Raw genomic sequence first — 16525 nt, forward strand, 5'->3', positions numbered from 1 at the left:
GCCCCGCCCCCCCCCCCCCCCCGCCGCGGCGGGGCGCGTTCGCCCCCCCCGCCGCCCCCGCCGGCGCGCGACTCCGCCTCGTCGTCCAGCCGCAGCGTCAGGGAGATCCGCTTGCGCGGGATGTCGACCTCCCGCACCTTCACCTTCACCACGTCGCCCGGCTTCACGACATCGCGCGGGTCCTTCACGAACGTCTTCGACATCGCCGACACATGGACCAGCCCGTCCTGGTGCACACCGATGTCCACGAACGCCCCGAACGCCGCCACGTTCGTGACCACGCCCTCCAGCACCATCCCGGCGGTGAGGTCGCCGATCTTCTCGACACCGTCCTTGAACGTCGCCGTCTTGAACGCGGGGCGCGGGTCCCGGCCCGGCTTCTCCAGCTCGCGCAGGATGTCCGTGACCGTCGGCAGACCGAACGCGTCGCTGACGAAGTCGGCGGGCCGCAGCGAGCGCAGCGCGCCCGCGTTGCCCATCAGCGTCGCGACCTCGCTGCCGGTCGTCTTCACCATCGCGCGGACGACCGGATACGCCTCCGGGTGGACGGACGACGCGTCCAGCGGATCGTCGCCGTCCCGGATCCGCAGGAAGCCCGCGCACTGCTCGTACGCCTTCGGCCCCAGCCGTGCCACGTCCTTCAGCGCCCGCCGTGAGCGGAACGGCCCGTTGGAGTCCCGGTGGGAGACGATGTTCTCGGCGAGACCGGCGCCGATGCCGGACACCCGCGAAAGCAGCGGCGCGGACGCCGTGTTGACGTCGACGCCGACGCCGTTCACACAGTCCTCGACGACCGCGTCGAGCGAGCGTGAGAGCTTCACCTCGGACAGGTCGTGCTGGTACTGGCCGACGCCGATGGACTTGGGGTCGATCTTGACCAGCTCGGCGAGCGGGTCCTGGAGGCGCCGGGCGATCGAGACGGCGCCGCGGATCGACACGTCGAGGTCGGGCAGCTCCTGGGAGGCGAACGCCGAGGCGGAGTACACGGAGGCGCCCGCCTCCGAGACCATCACCTTCGTGAGCTTCAACTCCGGGTGTTTCGCGATCAGTTCGCCCGCCAGCTTGTCCGTCTCGCGGGACGCCGTGCCGTTGCCGATGGCGATCAGGTCGACGGAGTGCTCGGCGCAGAGCCGCGCGAGTTTCGCCAGGGACTCGTCCCACTTGTTCGCCGGGACGTGCGGATAGATCGTGTCGATGCCGACGACCTTGCCCGTCGCGTCGACGACGGCGACCTTGACCCCCGTACGGAAACCGGGGTCCAGCCCGAGCGTGGCACGCGTCCCCGCGGGCGCGGCCAGCAGCAGATCGCGCAGGTTCGACGCGAAGACCCGTACCGCCTCGTCCTCGGCGGCCGTCCGCAGCCGGAGGCGCAGGTCGATGCCGAGGTGGACGAGGATCCGGGTGCGCCAGGCCCAACGGACCGTGTCGGCCAGCCACTTGTCGCCGGGCCGGCCGCGGTCCGCGACGCCGAAGCGGCGGGCGACCATGTTCTCGTACGCGCTCGGGCCCGGCAGCGCGTCGGCGTCGTCGGACTCCGGCTCCAGGCTGAGGTCCAGGACCTCTTCCTTCTCGCCCCGGAAGAGCGCGAGCATGCGGTGCGAGGGGAGGGCGGTGAAGGCTTCGGCGAAGTCGAAGTAGTCCGCGAACTTGGCGGCGGGCCCCTCCGTCGCGTTGCCCTTGCCCTCACGGACCTTCGCCGTGAGCCGGCCGCGCGTCCACATGCGCTCCCGCAGCTCACCGATGAGGTCGGCGTCCTCGGAGAAGCGCTCGGTGAGGATGGCGCGTGAGCCGTCCAGCGCGGCGGCGGCGTCCGCGACACCCTTCTCGGTGTCGACGAACGCCGCCGCGGCCGTCAGAGGGTCCACCGACGGATTGTTCAGCAGGCCCTCGGCGAGCGGTTCGAGGCCGGCCTCACGGGCGATCTGCGCCTTCGTGCGCCGCTTGGGCTTGAACGGCAGATAGATGTCCTCAAGCCGCGACTTGGTGTCGGCGGCCCGGATCTGCGCCTCCAGAGCCTCGTCCAGCTTGCCCTGCTCGCGTACGGACTCCAGGATCGCCGTCCGGCGCTCCTCGAGTTCGCGCAGGTAGCGCAACCGCTCCTCGAGCGTGCGCAACTGCGCGTCGTCGAGCATCTCGGTCGCTTCCTTGCGGTACCGAGCGATGAACGGCACGGTCGACCCGCCGTCCAGCAGCTCGACGGCCGCCTTCACCTGCCGCTCGCGTACGCCGAGTTCCCCGGCGATCCTGCCTTCGATGGACGTCGTCACGTTCTCCCCGACTCGGCTCTCGTGCTGGCTGTGCTTGTGCCTGCATTGTGCCGGGTGGCCGGGGGCCGTGTCGCGCGCCCTCTCGGAGAGAGGGGCCCTGGCGGGACCTGACGGGGGTCAGGCGCGGCGGGCGCGGCCGCCGCCGCGGGAGCCGCCGCTGAACAGCTTGGCGACGAGCCGGAACGGCAGGGTGACCACGGTGGCGATGGCGCCACCGACGGCGCGAAGTGCATCTGCGATGGCACGCATGACGGAAACCTCCTGGTAGCTGTGCGGGTCTGCCGTAACGACCCACACTCTCCGGTTTGCCGCTCAGCGCGCTCGCAAACATCAGCCCTTTCCGACGAGGTCCTCCGGGAACGCGCCGGCGCCGGCCGCGGCCAGGAGGAATCCCCGCCCCAGCTCGGTGAGCCGCTCCACCCCGTCGGCGCCCAGATACTCGTACGGCGCGCCGTCCAGCCGGTCCGTGTGCTCCTCCAGGTCGGCGCGGAGCGCGGTCCCCGCCCCGGTCAGCTCGCCCGCGTCGTCCAGCAGCCCGCGCTCCCGCAGCCGCCCTGCGGCGGCGTCCCAGTCCGCACGGTGCCAGCCCCGCGTACCGAGCACCCAGCGCGGGGACATGCCCTTGCCGGTCGCCGTATGGCTGACGAGCGCCTCGACCGGGTCGAGCCCGGCGGACAGCAGCGCGGTGAGATGGCCGTCGCCGCGGTGTTCGCGCAGCAGCGTCGCCGCGTGCCAGTAGGCGAGGTGCGGCTCCTCGGGGACCGGCAGATCGGCGTGCGCGGCGTAGAGCGGCCGGGCGTGTCGGGTGCACGCCTCGGTGGCGCGCAGCGCGAGCCGGGCCGCCTCGGCCATCTCGCCGGACGCGACGACCTCCGCACCGAGGACACGCCGCAGGGTGGAGTCGACGGCGCGCAGCCGGGCGTCGAGCACGGTCTCGGGCGAGGCGACCCGCCACACGGCCGGGATGTGCCGGGCGACCAGCTCGTAGCTGAAGTTGTAGAAGGCGGCGGCGATCACGCCGGGGCCGACCGCGCCCATCGCGGCGCCGCGCCCGGCGAAGTACGCGGCCCTCGGGTCGTCGACCCCCACCCCGGCCAGCTCCTTGCCGAGATCCGGGGAGAAGTAGACCGTCGAGTGGAGCGGATTGACGGCGTTGTGACAGCGGCGTCCGGCGCGCGGGGCGAGAGTGGTCATGCCCGTACGTTACCGACTGGTCGGTACGGTCGGTAGCCCCGGTGTCCCCGCAACCGGGGCGCCCCCGGGGCAGCCCCTCAGTCCCGCACCGTCCACCCGAACCGCGGCGTCCTGCGCTCCAGGAACGCCGCCACGCCCTCCGCCCGGTCCCCGCTGCCGCGCGCCTGCCCGTCCCAGTACGCGTCCCGGTCCTCGCGCCCCGTCGCGTACTCCTTCGCCGCCGCCTGGGTGAGCTGCGAGCGCCCGGCCAGTACCCGGGTGAACTCGGCCACCCGCTTGCCCAGTTCGCCCGGCGCGAGCACCTCGTCCACCAGGCCGACCCGCAGGGCCCGCTCGGTCTCGATCAACTCCCCGGAGAACAGCAGGTACTTGGCGGTCGACGGACCGACGAGGGAGACCAGCCGCCGGGTCGACGACGACCGGTAGACGACGCCGAGCTTCGCCGGTGTGATCCCGAACCGCGCGCCCTCCTCCGCGAACCGCAGGTCGCACGCGACCGCCAACTGGGCGCCGCCGCCCACGCAGTAGCCCCGTACGGCCGCCAGCGTCGGCTTGGGGAACGCGGCCAGCGCCTCCTCCGCCGCCACGCTGAGATCCTGCAGCGCGTCGCCGGGCTCGCGCAGCGCCCCGATGTCGGCGCCCGCGCTGAAGGAGTCGCCGGCGCCGGTCAGCACCAGGGCGTGCACGGCGGGGTCGGTGGCCATCCCGGCCAGCAGTTCGGGCAGCGCCCGCCACATCGGCGCGGTCAGCGCGTTGCGCTTGGCGGGATGCGTGATGGTCACGGTGGCGACCCCGTCGGCGACGACGGCGGTCAGCCGTGGCGGCGCGGGTTCGGTGGGCGTGGGCTCCATGCGCCGGATGCTATCCGGGCACCGTGCACCGGTGATCGCGAAGGGGCTGGAAACCGACATGATCGGTCAGCCGTCCAACGGATTCGGGCAACCCCGGACACAATCCATCGATAGGCGCTGACTTCTGTTCAGTGCCCTGGTCCGTCCCACCTGATTCCCAAGACTCGGTGTCCGACGCACAGCGCGCTCGGAGCGCTGGGGAACCGAGGGTGGGTGCCGCGGTGATGGAGAGCCTCGGAAGTGTTCCGGCCAGACCGAAGCCGTACGAGGGGGTCTGGCGGTTCACCGCACCGGCCGTGGAGATCTCCGTGCCGCAGGCGCGGCACGCCGTACGCGACCTGCTGGACCGGCAGGGCGCCCCGGCGTCCGACGAGACCGTCCAGGGGCTGCTGCTGATCGTCTCGGAGCTGGTGACCAATGCCGTACGGCACGCGGCCCTGCTGTCGCCGGAGCTGGCCGTGGAGGTCGCCATCGCCGCCGACTGGGTCCGGGTGTCCGTGGAGGACAACCACCCGTACCGGCCGAAGGCGCTGGAGCGGGACTACGCGCAGACCGGTGGGCGCGGTCTGCTGCTGGTACGGGAGATCACGCTGGAGGCGGGCGGCACCTGCGACGTCGAGCACACGGCGAGCGGCGGGAAGATCGTCTGGGCGCTGCTCCCGCTGACGCCCGACGCCGTGGTGGTGCCCACCCGGGCCCCGGTGATCCAGGAGGCGCGTGAGACCGCGGGCGGTCCCGTCACCAGCCCCCGGCCGGCCCCGTGAGTTCCTGGATCGCCGGGCGCGCCGTGTCCAGCACGGACATGAACCACGCGGAGAACGGCGCCGCGCCGTGCCGCTCGTCCAGCTCGGCCGGTGTGACGAACTCCGTGTCGTGGATCTCCGCCGGGTCCGGCCGCGGCGTCGCCTGCACCAGCCCCACGAAGACGTGGTTGTACTCCTGCTCGACCAGCCCGGACGCCGGGTCCGGGTGGTTGTAGCGGACCGTGCCCGCCTCGGCGAGCAGCGTGGGCGAGATGCCCAGTTCCTCGTACGTCCGCCGGGCCGCGGCGGCGAAGGGCGCCTCGTCCGGATACGGGTGCCCGCAGCAGGTGTTCGACCAGACGCCGGGGGAGTGGTACTTGCCGAGCGCGCGGCGCTGGATCAGCAGCCTGCCCTGCTCGTCGAAGAGGAACACCGAGAACGCCCGGTGCAGCTGACCCGGTGGCTGATGTGCGGCGAGCTTCTCGGCCGTGCCGATGGTGTTGCCGTCCTCGTCGACCAGCTCCAGCATGATCGCTTCTTGTACCCCGTTGGGCGAGCTGCTCGGGGCAGTGACAGGTGTGGTCGGCATAGCCATCCTTCGCTTCGGTCCTCGGCCCTCAAGTCTGCCGTACAAGAGCGTCTTGTCCGCACTTCCGCGAAACGGGCATGTCCTTTCCCGAAACGGGTGTGTCCGCCCCCGCGATGTGCTTCGCGGGGACGGACACGGGTGTTACGTCCCGGCTTCCGCCGGGGTGGGAGCCGTCACGCGGGCGGCGCCTCGCCCGCCCCTTCGGCCCCCTCCGCCGGGGACGGACGCAGGACATAGCCGGTGTAGCCGTACTCCGTGCCGTGCTCGCGGCGCATCGCGATCTCCGCGCGGGTCACGGCGAGCGCCCGATCCATGCCGGGCGCCCGCCGGTCGGCCGAGTCGGCCCGCTCGCCGAGCGGCCCGTAGTACTCGTCCCAGTCGCTCTCCGGCTGCCGGTACACCTCCAGCACGGTGTATCCGGCGGCGACGGCCGCCGCCGTGTTCTCCTCGGTCGTACGGAGCGCGTACTGGCCGTCCCAGAAGGCACGTGCCTCTGCGTTCGGTTCGGCCTTCGTCCACTCGCACTCGGTGACGACCAGGGCGCCGCCGGGGGCCAGCAGCCGTCGCCAGCGGCCGAGGCCGTTGTCGAAGCCGATGGAGTAGACGGAACTCTCCGCCCATACCAGGTCGAACGCCCCGTCCGGATAGGGGAGTTCGGCCATGTCCGCCGTCCGCGTGCTGATCGATCCGGTGAGCCCGCGGGCGGCGGCGGCGCGCCGCAGCTCGTCGAGGAACGGCTCGTGCAGATCGACGGCCGTCACCCGCGCGCCGGCCTCGGCGGCCAGCAGGAGCGACACCCGGCCGGGGCCGCAGCCCAGGTCGAGCGCGCGCGGACGGGACGGCAGCGGTCCGGCGAAGGACAGCAGCCGCCGGGTGGTGGCGTCGGAGCCGGGACCCTGCCGCGGCAGACCGTGGTGCAGGGCGAAGAAGGCGTCGAGTTCGGCATCGGCGGAGTGAGCCGACGCGTCGTGTGTGTCGTTGTCGGACAACGTGAGCAACCCTTGTGTGTGAGGGGCTGCGGCCGACGCGGGACCGGTGTGGTGCGTCCGGTCAGCCGGCAGCCCGGAAGCTGGGGAAGGACCGTGTGCCGCGCGTGGCGACCTCCACTGCGACGGTCATCAACCTCAGCTCCTCTCACGACGGGGGAGACACCGGCGTCTCCGGCCGGGACTCTAACAGGGCTCGCCCGGCGGTCCCACCGGATTACCGGCCCCCGCCGGCCGCCCCGCCGGCCCCGCCCTCAGTGACAGAGATTCGCCTCGTGCTCCGCGTGCCCCACCGGCTCCAGCTGGAAGGTGCAGTGCTCCACGTCGAAGTGGTCGCCGAGGCACCCCTGCAGATCGTGCAGCATCCTCTCGTGCCCGACGCTGCTCAGCACGGACTGGCTCACCACCACGTGCGCCGAGAGGACCGGCATGCCCGAGGTGATCGTCCAGGCGTGCAGGTCGTGCACGTCCTCCACGCCGGGGAGTGCCACTATGTGCGCCCTGACCTCGGCCATGTCCACGCCCTTGGGCGCCGCCTCCAGCAGCACGTTCAGCGTCTCGCGCAGCAGCTTCACGGTCCTCGGGACGATCATCAGACCGATCACCAGGGACGCGATCGGGTCGGCCGCCTGCCAGCCGGTGGTCAGGATGACCGTCGCCGAGATCAGGACGGCGACCGAGCCGAGGGTGTCGGCCAGCACCTCCAGATACGCGCCGCGCACATTGAGGCTCTCCTTCTGCCCGCGCATCAGCAGGGAGAGGGAGATCAGGTTGGCGACCATGCCGACGGCCGCGAAGATGATCGTGAGCCCGCCCTTGGTGTCGGCGGGGGTGATGAAGCGCTCGACCGCCTCGAAGAGCAGGAAGCCGCCGACACCGAGCAGCAGCAGACAGTTGGCGAGCGCGGCCAGGATCTCGGCGCGGGCCAGGCCGAACGTGCGGTTGCCGGTCGACGGCCGGTTCGCGAAGTGGACCGCCAGCAGCGCCAGGGCCAGACCGACCGCGTCGGTCGCCATGTGCGCGGCGTCGGCGATCAGGGCCAGGGAGTCGGACGCGATACCACCGATGATCTCCATGACCATGACGGACAGGGTGATCCCCAGCGCGATCCGCAGCCGCCCCTTGTACGCGGCGGTCGCGGTCCCCGGCGGCGGCGCACCGCCGTGCGTGTGCCCGTGATCGTGCCCAGCCCCCATGAGGTTGCCTCCCGGTCAGTTCGATCGTGCCGACGCGGCCCAGTGAACTACGGGTGGGGGGTATCGAGCAACACGGGACTGAACACCGTTGTCATTCCCTCTGACCTGCGGGAATGCCCGCAGGTCAGCGGAGCGGCAAGATCTTTTACGGGTCAGTCGGCGGGCAGCTCGGGGTGGCACAGCCGCCAGCCCTCCCACGCCGATTCGACCATTTCGCGTACCCCGCGCCGGGCCGTCCAGCCCAGGTCCCCGGTGATCGACTCGACCGACGCGACGGCCTTCGCGGCGTCGCCCGCCCGGCGCGGCTCCACGACCGGGGGAGTCGTACGCCCCGTGACCTCGGCCACCAGATCCGCGAGTTCACGCACCGACACGCCCTCGCCGCGCCCGATGTTGTACGTCAGGTCGCCGGGCACCTCCTGCGCGGCCAGCCGCCGGGCCACCGCGAGATGGGCGTCGGCGAGATCCGCGACATGGATGTAGTCCCGTACGCAGGTGCCGTCCGGCGTCGGATAGTCGTCGCCGAAGATCCGCATCGGCTCACCGCGAGTGATCCGGTCGAAGAACATCGGGATGATGTTGAACACCCCGGTGTCCGCCAGCTCTGGGCGCGCGGAGCCCGCCACGTTGAAGTAGCGCAGACACGCGGTGGACAGCGAGTGGGCCCGGCCGGTGGCGCGTACCAGCCACTCGCCCGTGAGCTTCGTCTCGCCGTACGGGTTGATCGGCACGGCCGGGGTCCGCTCGGTGATCAGCTCCACATCGGGCACGCCGTACACGGCCGCCGACGACGAGAACAGGAACCGCTCCACCCCCGCGTCGACCACGGCCTCCAGCAGCACGGTGAGACCGTGCACATTCTCCCGGTAGTAGGCGAGCGGCTGCTCGACCGATTCGCCGACCTGCTTCTTGGCGGCGAGATGCACCACACCCGTCACGGCATGGTCGGCCAGCGCCCGGTCGACGACCTCCCGGTCGAGCAACGAGCCCCGCACCAGAGGGATTTCGGCGGGCAGTCGGTCCGCGACGCCGGACGAGACGTTGTCGAGGACCACGACCCGTTCACCCGCCTCGGTCATGGACCGCGCCACGTGCGCGCCGATGTATCCCGCTCCACCTGTGATCAGCCAAGTCATGCCGTCACCATAGAGGCTGCCGCGAGACGGCCCCGGTGGTCGTACGGTTACCGGACGTTCACCTGGCGGTCGCGGCTTCGACGGTGCAGACCGTGCGGAGTCGGATATGTCTTACGGGACCCGCGCGGGTCCCTGACGGCCACGGTTTGTGAGGCGGGGCACCCATCGACAATGATGATCTCCCGGCGGGTCGGAATTGGCCCGGCTCATGGCGTCCGGGGCGTGAACGGGCAGTGAACTCGGTCTTCCGTTCATCCGATAGCCTCTGCCGACATGCCGCCGACCCGCATCCCGGGCAGAGCCGCCGCGCGGCCGCCCCGCAGTGTCAAGGAGTGAATTCGTCTGTCGACCGCCATCCTCACCGGTACGCCGGTACCCGGATCGCCGCTCGAAGGCGATCTGCGGTCGCTGGGATTCGACGTACGCACCGCGCCCGACGCGGCGACGGCCCTCGGCCTGCTCGCCTCGGCACCCGCCGCCGACCGCGTCGCCCTCGTGGACCAGCGCTTCGTCGGTCATCTCCACGCCCTGCGGCTGGCGTTGACGGACCCCCGGTTCCCGGCCGCGGCCGTCACCGGCGCGCTGACCGCCCAACCCGAGGCACGTGCCGCGCTGTCCAGGGCGCTGACCACCGCGACCGACGGCGCCGCCGCGGACCGTGCGGACGCCCCCGCCGTACGCACCGGTGGCGCCGGCCTCGCGACCGAGGCCGGCCAGACCGGCACGCACACCGCGCCCACGACCTCCGAACTCCCGCTCGCCGACCGGGTGGGCGCCGCGCTGGAGGCCGACGGCACCGCCGTACAGCACCCCGAACTCGGCTCTCTCGTCGCCGCCGTCCCCACCGGACGGACCGAACGCGAACAGGCGCTCGCCGCCGTCTCGGCCGTCGACGACGAGGCCGTACGGCTGCGTTCCGCAGTGAAGGCGCGCGACGGTTTCTTCACCACCTACTGCATCAGCCCCTACTCCCGCTACCTCGCCCGCTGGTGCGCCCGGCGCGGACTGACGCCCAACCAGGTCACCACCGCGTCCCTGTTCACCGCCCTGATCGCGGCGGGCTGCGCGGCCACCGGCACCCGCGGCGGCTATGTCGCGGCCGGACTGCTGCTGCTCTTCTCCTTCGTACTCGACTGCACCGACGGCCAGCTCGCCCGCTACTCGTTGCAGTACTCGACGATGGGCGCCTGGCTGGACGCGACCTTCGACCGGGCCAAGGAGTACGCGTACTACGCGGGTCTCGCGCTCGGCGCCGCCCGCGGCGGCGATGACGTATGGGCACTCGCGCTCGCCGCGATGGTCCTGCAGTCCGTACGTCACTTCGTGGACTTCTCCTTCAACGAGGCCAACGCCGACAGCACCGCCGCGACGGTCAACGGCAAGGCCGTCGTCGGCACCCCCACCACCGCCCTGTCCAGCAGGCTCGACAGCGTCGGCTGGACCGTCTGGGTGCGCCGGATGATCGTCCTGCCGATCGGCGAGCGCTGGGCGATGATCGCCGTCCTCACCGCCGTCACCACACCCCGGATCGTCTTCTACGCGCTCCTCGTCGGCTGCGGCTTCGCCGCCTGCTACACCACCGCCGGCCGGGTCCTGCGCTCGGTGACCCGCCGGGCCGTCCGCACCGACCGGGCCGCCCAGGCGCTCGCCGACCTCGCCGACACCGGACCGCTCGCCGAACTGGTCGCCCGCGTGGTGCGGCGCCCGGCCCGCGCGATGCCCGGCGTGCTGGCGCTCCTGATCGCCGTCGCGGGCGGCGCCGCCGCCGTCGCCATGGCCGCCTTCGGCCCGCTCGACAGCCCCGTACTCGTCGTCGGCGCCCTGATCTACGTCGTGACCTCCGGGATCGCCGTCGCCCACCGCATGGGCGGCCCGCTCGACTGGCTCATCCCGCCGGTCTTCCGGGCGACCGAGTACGGCGCGATCCTGCTCCTCGCCGCCCGCGCGGACGTCCCCGGCGCCCTGCCCGCGGCGTTCGGGCTGGTCGCGGCGGTCGCCTACCATCACTACGACACGGTGTACCGCATCCGTGGCGGCGCCGGAGCCCCGCCCCGCGGGCTGGTCCGCTCCCTCGGCGGACACGAGGGCCGCACGCTGCTCGTCGCCGTACTCGCCGCGTTCTCCACGGCCGCGTTCGACCTTCCGTCGGAACTGACGGTGGTCGCCGTCGTCGTCGCCGTGATCGCGCTCGCGGAGTCCATCCAGTTCTGGGTGTCCTCCGGAGCCCCCGCCGTACACGACGAAGGAGAAACCGCATGATCGGCCTCGTACTGGCGGCAGGTGCCGGAAGGCGCCTGCGCCCCTACACCGACACGCTGCCCAAGGCCCTCGTGCCCGTGGACGGCGACACGACCGTCCTCGACCTGACGCTCGGCAACTTCGCCGAGATCGGGCTCACCGAGGCCGCGATCGTCGTCGGCTACCGCAAGGAGGCCGTGTACGAGCGCAAGGCCGCCCTGGAGGCGAAGTACGGCCTCACCCTCACCCTCGTCGACAACGACAAGGCCGAGGAGTGGAACAACGCCTACTCCCTCTGGTGCGCCCGTGACGTCATCAAACGCGGTGTGATCCTCGCCAACGGCGACACCGTCCACCCCGTCTCCGTCGAGCGCACACTGCTCGCCGCCCGCGGCGAGGGCCGGAAGATCATCCTCGCCCTCGACGCGGTGAAGCAGCTCGCCGACGAGGAGATGAAGGTCATCACCGAGGCGGACAAGGGCGTACGGCGCATCACGAAGCTGATGGACCCCGCCACCGCCAGCGGCGAGTACATCGGCGTCACCCTCATCGAGCCCGAGGCCGCCGACGAACTCGCCGACGCCCTCAAGGCCACCTTCGAGCGCGACCCCGACCTCTACTACGAGGACGGCTACCAGGAACTCGTGAACAGAGGCTTCACCATCGACGTCGCCCCCATCGGCGACATCCCCTGGGTGGAGATCGACAACCACGACGACCTCGCGAAGGGCCGTGTCATCGCGTGCCAGTACTGACCCGACTCATCCCGTCCCCGGTCGTCGTCGACATCACGCGCGGCGCCCTGGACGATCTGGCCGGCCTCCTCGCCGACCAGCGGATCTCCGCCTCCGGCAAGCTCGCCATCGCGATCAGCGGCGGCTCGGGGCAGGCGCTGCGCGAGAAGCTGTCGCCGGTGCTGCCCGGCGCCGCCTGGTACCCGGTCGCCGACGGCACGATCGACTCAGCCGTCAAGCTCGCCGACGACATCAAGGGCAAGCGGTACGACGCGGTGGTCGGCCTCGGCGGCGGCAAGATCATCGATGTCGCGAAGTACGCCGCCGCACGCGTCGGCCTGCCGATGGTCTCCGTCGCCACCAACCTCGCCCACGACGGCCTGTGTTCACCGGTCGCCACCCTCGACAACGACAACGGCCGCGGCTCCTACGGCGTGCCGATGCCGATCGCGATGGTCATCGACCTCGATGTCGTACGCGAGGCCCCGCCCCGCTTCGTACGCTCCGGAATCGGCGACGCCATCTCCAACCTCTCGGCCATCGCCGACTGGGAGCTGTCCCACGAGGTCAACGGCGAGCCCATCGACGGACTGGCCGCCGCCATGGCCCGTACCGCCGGCGAATCCGTTCTGCGCCACCCCGGCGGCGTCGGCGACGACGAGTTCCTCACCGTGCTGTCCGAGGCGCTCGTCCTGTCCGGCATCGCCATCTCGATCAGCGGCGACACCCGGCCCTCGTCCGGCGCCTGCCACGAGATCAGCCACGCCTTCGATCTGCTCTACCCCAAGCGCGCCGCGAGCCACGGCGAACAGGTCGGCATCGGCGCCGCCTTCGCGATGCATCTGCGCGGCGCCCGCGAACAGTCGCGGCTCTTCGCCGAGGTGCTGCGCAGACACGAACTGCCCGTGCTGCCCGACGAGATCGGCTTCACCGTCGACGAGTTCGTCCGGGCCGTCGACTACGCGCCGCAGACCAGACCGGGCCGCTTCACGATCCTCGAACACCTCGACCTGTCCACCGACCAGATCAGGGACGCGTACGCCGACTATGCCAAGACCATCAGTAGCTGAACTCCGTCCGGTCGTTCACCCCCCGGGCGTCAAGGACCGGCGGAGCGGCGAGCACTGGGGGGGCCGGCTCTACATGCGCGAGATCTCCCTGCGCGTCGACCGGTACCTGGTGAACACGCGGGTCACGCCCAACCAGCTGACCTATGTGATGACCGTCGCCGGCGCCCTGGCCCTCCCCGCCCTCCTGGTGCCCGGGATCACGGGCGCGGTGCTCGGCGTGGTGGCGGTCCAGCTCTATCTGCTGCTGGACTGCGTCGACGGCGAGGTCGCCCGCTGGAAGAAGCAGTACTCGATGACCGGGGTCTATCTCGACCGGGTCGCCGCCTACCTCTGCGACGCCGCCGTCCTGGTCGGCTTCGGCCTGCGCGCCGCCGACCTGTGGGGCACCGGACGGATCGACTGGCTGTGGGCCTTCCTCGGGACGCTCGCCGCCCTCGGCGCCATCATGGTCAAGGCCGAGACCGACCTCGTCGGCGTCGCCCGTCACCAGCAGGGCCTCGCCCCGGTCAAGGAGGCGGCCTCCGAGCCGCGCTCGTCCGGCATGGCGCTGGCCCGCAGGGCCGCCGGGGCGCTCAAGTTCCACCGGCTCATCCTCGGCATCGAGGCGTCCCTGCTGATCCTGGTCCTGGCGATCCTGGACTCGGTCCGGGACGACCTGTTCTTCTCCCGGCTCGGCGTCGCCGTCCTCGCCGGAATCGCCGTCGTGCAGACGCTGCTGCACCTCGTGTCGATCCTCGCGTCCAGCAGGCTGAGGTGAGTGACATGCGTCTCGGTGCGGTGATCATCACCATGGGCAACCGCCCCGACGACCTGCGCGCCCTCATCGACTCCGTCGCCAAGCAGGACGGCGACCCGATCGACGTCGTCGTCGTCGGCAACGGCGCCCCGGTCGGCGACGTGCCCGACGGCGTACGGACCATCGAGCTGCCCGAGAACCTCGGCATCCCCGGCGGCCGTAACGTCGGCATCGAGGCGTTCGGCCCCTCCGGCGGCGACATGGACGTCCTGCTCTTCCTCGACGACGACGGCCTGCTGCCCGGCACCGACACCGCCGAACTGGTCCGGGAGGCGTTCGCCGCCGACCCCGTCCTCGGCATCGTCAGCTTCCGCATCGCCGACCCCGACACCGGCCTCACCCAGCGCCGCCACGTCCCCCGGCTGCGCGCCTCCGACCCGCTCCGGTCCTCCCGGGTGACGACCTTCCTGGGCGGCGCCAACGCCGTCCGTACGAAGGTCCTCGCCGAGGTCGGCGCCCTCCCGGGCGACTTCTTCTACGCCCACGAGGAGACCGACCTCGCCTGGCGGGCCCTGGACGCCGGCTGGATGATCGACTACCGCGCGGACATGGTCCTCTTCCACCCCACGATGCCGCCGTCACGGCACGCGGTCTACCACCGCATGGTGGCCCGCAACCGGGTCTGGCTGGCGCGCCGCAACCTGCCCGCGCCCGTCGTCCCCGTCTATCTCGGCGTGTGGATCCTGCTCACCCTCGCCCGCCGTCCGACCGTCCCCGCGCTCAAGGCCTGGTTCGGCGGTTTCCGGGAAGGCTGGACCACTCCGTGCGGTCCCCGCAGGCCCATGAAGTGGCGTACGGTGTGGCGGCTGACCCGACTGGGCCGACCGCCTGTCATCTGACAGGCTCGGTTCTGAGAGCATCGGGGCTTAACCCCGGGTCCCGGCCGTCCACGCCTGTGCCCGACCGGCTGCGCATCTTGAACACGAAAGTTTCAACTTGTGAGTGAGACAACCCATGACGGCGCGATCGCCATGAGCGCCCCGCCGTCTCCCGACGACGGTCTGTCCTCGACCGAACTGGCCGCCAAGTACGGCCTGTCGGTGAGCGGTGCCCGTCCGGGACTGGCCGAGTACATCCGCAAGCTGTACGGCCGGCGCCACTTCATCCTCGCCTTCTCCCAGGCGAAGCTGACGGCCCAGTACAGCCAGGCGAAGCTCGGCCAGCTCTGGCAGGTGGCGACCCCGCTGCTCAACGCCTTCGTCTACTTCCTGATCTTCGGCCTGATCCTGGGTGCCGGACGCGGGATGGAGACCAGCGTCTACATCCCGTTCCTGGTGACGGGCGTGTTCGTGTTCGCCTTCACCCAGACGTCCGTGATGGCGGGCGTGAAGTCGATCTCGGGCAACCTCGGGCTCGTACGGGCCCTGCACTTCCCCCGCGCCTCGCTGCCCATCTCCTTCGCGCTCCAGCAGCTCCAGCAGCTGATGTTCTCGATGATCGTGCTGCTGGCCGTGGTGGTCGCCTTCGGCAGCCTCCCGTCCCTGTCCTGGGTGCTGGTGCTGCCCGTCCTGGTGCTCCAGTTCCTCTTCAACACCGGTCTGGCGCTGATCATGGCGCGGCTGGGCAGCAAGACGCCCGACCTCGCCCAGCTCATGCCGTTCATCATGCGCACCTGGATGTACGCGTCCGGCGTGATGTTCTCCATCCCGCTGATGCTCGCCGACAAGCCGAACGTGCCGAGCTGGATCGTCGACGTACTCCAGTACAACCCCGCCGCCATCTACATGGACCTCATCCGCTTCGCGCTGATCGACGGTTACGGCTCCGAGAACCTGCCCCAGCACGTGTGGGCATCGGGTCTCGCCTGGTCGCTCCTCGTCGGCATCGCGGGCTTTGTGTACTTCTGGAAGGCTGAGGAACGATACGGCCGTGGCTGACCTCAACGAGCAGGGACGCGTCCCCACCGTCATCGCCGACGACGTGCACATCGTGTACCGCGTCAACGGCGGCGGCGGTGGCAAGGGCAACGCCACTGCGGCACTGAGCCGCATACTCAGGCGCGACAAGGGCGAGGCGCGCGGAGTCCGCAAGGTGCACGCCGTCCGGGGGGTCAGCTTCACCTCCTACCGAGGCGAGGCGATCGGCCTGATCGGCACCAACGGCTCCGGCAAGTCGACCCTGCTGCGCGCCATCGCGGGGCTGCTGCCCACCGAGCACGGCAAGGTCTACACCGACGGCCAGCCCTCGCTGCTGGGCGTCAACGCCGCGCTGATGAACGATCTCACCGGCGAGCGCAACGTCATCCTGGGCGGTCTCGCCATGGGAATGACGCGCGAGCAGGTACGTGAGCGCTACCAGTCCATCGTCGACTTCTCGGGCATCAACGAGAAGGGCGACTTCATCACTCTGCCGATGCGGACCTACTCCTCCGGCATGGCGGCCCGGCTCCGCTTCTCCATCGCGGCGGCCAAGGACCACGACGTCCTCATGATCGACGAGGCGCTGGCCACCGGTGACCGCAAGTTCCAGATCCGCTCCGAGGCGCGGATCCGCGAGCTGCGCAAGGAGGCCGGCACGGTCTTCCTGGTCAGCCACAGCAACAAGTCGATCAGGGACACCTGCGACCGTGTGCTGTGGCTGGAGAAGGGCGAGCTGCTGATGGACGGCCCGACGGACGAGGTGCTCAAGGCGTACGAGAAGGAGACCGGCAAGTAGCCGGATTCCTCAGGGAAGTTCGAGCCCTCTCCCGCACAGCGAAGTGGCCCCCGCCGGATCAGTCCGGCGG

At 71.1% G+C, this 16525-nt stretch carries 15 protein-coding genes and 1 pseudogene; 8 read left to right on the top strand and 8 right to left on the bottom strand.

The window, feature by feature from the left end; genetic code table 11:
* The 4 genes from ACFUN8_RS32390 to ACFUN8_RS32405 form a co-directional block, all read right to left on the bottom strand.
* Positions 1-2267 (bottom strand): Tex family protein (locus ACFUN8_RS32390; RefSeq protein WP_383645544.1); only part of this gene is annotated, 2267 nt, incomplete at its 3' end.
* A 117-nt stretch (positions 2268-2384) separates the two neighbouring features.
* Entirely contained in the window at positions 2385-2516 is a 132-nt protein-coding gene (locus ACFUN8_RS32395) for an LPFR motif small protein (protein WP_383645547.1), read from the bottom strand.
* Positions 2517-2597: 81 nt separating this feature from the next.
* Positions 2598-3461, bottom strand: coding sequence for a hypothetical protein (locus tag ACFUN8_RS32400; RefSeq protein ID WP_383645550.1), 864 nt, complete (start codon positions 3459-3461; stop codon positions 2598-2600).
* Positions 3462-3538: 77 nt separating this feature from the next.
* Positions 3539-4312, bottom strand: coding sequence for an enoyl-CoA hydratase/isomerase family protein (locus tag ACFUN8_RS32405; RefSeq protein ID WP_383645553.1), 774 nt, complete (start codon positions 4310-4312; stop codon positions 3539-3541).
* 224 nt (positions 4313-4536) lie between these two features.
* On the opposite strand from ACFUN8_RS32405, the gene ACFUN8_RS32410 reads away from it, so the two are divergent.
* A complete protein-coding gene (locus ACFUN8_RS32410) occupies positions 4537-5076 on the top strand; it encodes an ATP-binding protein (RefSeq protein ID WP_383645556.1) in 540 nt (179 codons plus the stop codon).
* Here ACFUN8_RS32410 and idi read toward each other — a convergent pair.
* From idi to galE, 4 genes and pseudogenes are all read right to left on the bottom strand, one after another.
* Positions 5051-5644, bottom strand: a complete 594-nt coding sequence (idi, locus tag ACFUN8_RS32415) for an isopentenyl-diphosphate Delta-isomerase (protein WP_383645559.1) — start codon at positions 5642-5644, stop codon at positions 5051-5053. The genes ACFUN8_RS32410 and idi overlap by 26 nt on opposite strands.
* 218 nt (positions 5645-5862) lie before the next feature.
* Positions 5863-6633, bottom strand: a pseudogene (locus ACFUN8_RS32420) (SAM-dependent methyltransferase); the annotation flags it as partial.
* A gap of 251 nt (positions 6634-6884) precedes the next feature.
* Positions 6885-7826: a cation diffusion facilitator family transporter gene (locus tag ACFUN8_RS32425; RefSeq protein ID WP_383645562.1), complete on the bottom strand. Its 942-nt coding sequence runs from the start codon at positions 7824-7826 to the stop codon at positions 6885-6887.
* A 152-nt stretch (positions 7827-7978) separates the two neighbouring features.
* Positions 7979-8962, bottom strand: a complete 984-nt coding sequence (galE, locus tag ACFUN8_RS32430; RefSeq protein ID WP_383645565.1) for a UDP-glucose 4-epimerase GalE — start codon at positions 8960-8962, stop codon at positions 7979-7981.
* 342 nt (positions 8963-9304) lie between these two features.
* Here galE and ACFUN8_RS32435 point away from each other — a divergent pair, with 342 nt between their 5' ends.
* The 7 genes from ACFUN8_RS32435 (at position 9305) to ACFUN8_RS32465 (ending at position 16455) form a co-directional block, all read left to right on the top strand.
* The gene (locus ACFUN8_RS32435; RefSeq protein WP_383645585.1) at positions 9305-11221 is read left to right on the top strand and encodes a DUF5941 domain-containing protein; all 1917 of its coding nucleotides are present in this window, start codon (positions 9305-9307) and stop codon (positions 11219-11221) included.
* On the top strand, positions 11218-11955 hold the full coding sequence (locus ACFUN8_RS32440; RefSeq protein ID WP_383645568.1) for a sugar phosphate nucleotidyltransferase: 738 nt from the start codon (positions 11218-11220) through the stop codon (positions 11953-11955). Before ACFUN8_RS32435 ends, ACFUN8_RS32440 begins: the two co-directional genes overlap by 4 nt.
* Positions 11943-13004 carry an iron-containing alcohol dehydrogenase family protein gene (locus tag ACFUN8_RS32445; RefSeq protein WP_383645571.1) on the top strand — a complete coding sequence of 354 codons (1062 nt, stop codon included), beginning with the start codon at positions 11943-11945 and terminating at the stop codon, positions 13002-13004. Before ACFUN8_RS32440 ends, ACFUN8_RS32445 begins: the two co-directional genes overlap by 13 nt.
* Positions 12982-13761 (top strand): CDP-alcohol phosphatidyltransferase family protein, encoded by a 780-nt coding sequence (locus tag ACFUN8_RS32450; RefSeq protein WP_383645574.1) that lies wholly within the window; start codon positions 12982-12984, stop codon positions 13759-13761. Before ACFUN8_RS32445 ends, ACFUN8_RS32450 begins: the two co-directional genes overlap by 23 nt.
* A gap of 5 nt (positions 13762-13766) precedes the next feature.
* On the top strand, positions 13767-14639 hold the full coding sequence (locus ACFUN8_RS32455; protein WP_383645577.1) for a glycosyltransferase family 2 protein: 873 nt from the start codon (positions 13767-13769) through the stop codon (positions 14637-14639).
* Positions 14640-14738: 99 nt separating this feature from the next.
* The gene (locus ACFUN8_RS32460; protein ID WP_383645580.1) at positions 14739-15677 is read left to right on the top strand and encodes an ABC transporter permease; all 939 of its coding nucleotides are present in this window, start codon (positions 14739-14741) and stop codon (positions 15675-15677) included.
* On the top strand, positions 15670-16455 hold the full coding sequence (locus ACFUN8_RS32465; protein WP_382568685.1) for an ABC transporter ATP-binding protein: 786 nt from the start codon (positions 15670-15672) through the stop codon (positions 16453-16455). The genes ACFUN8_RS32460 and ACFUN8_RS32465 overlap by 8 nt, the downstream gene beginning before the upstream one ends.
* Positions 16456-16525 lie beyond the last annotated feature (70 nt).

The organism is Streptomyces sp. NPDC057307, from assembly GCF_042667665.1.
Lineage (GTDB): Bacteria > Actinomycetota > Actinomycetes > Streptomycetales > Streptomycetaceae > Streptomyces.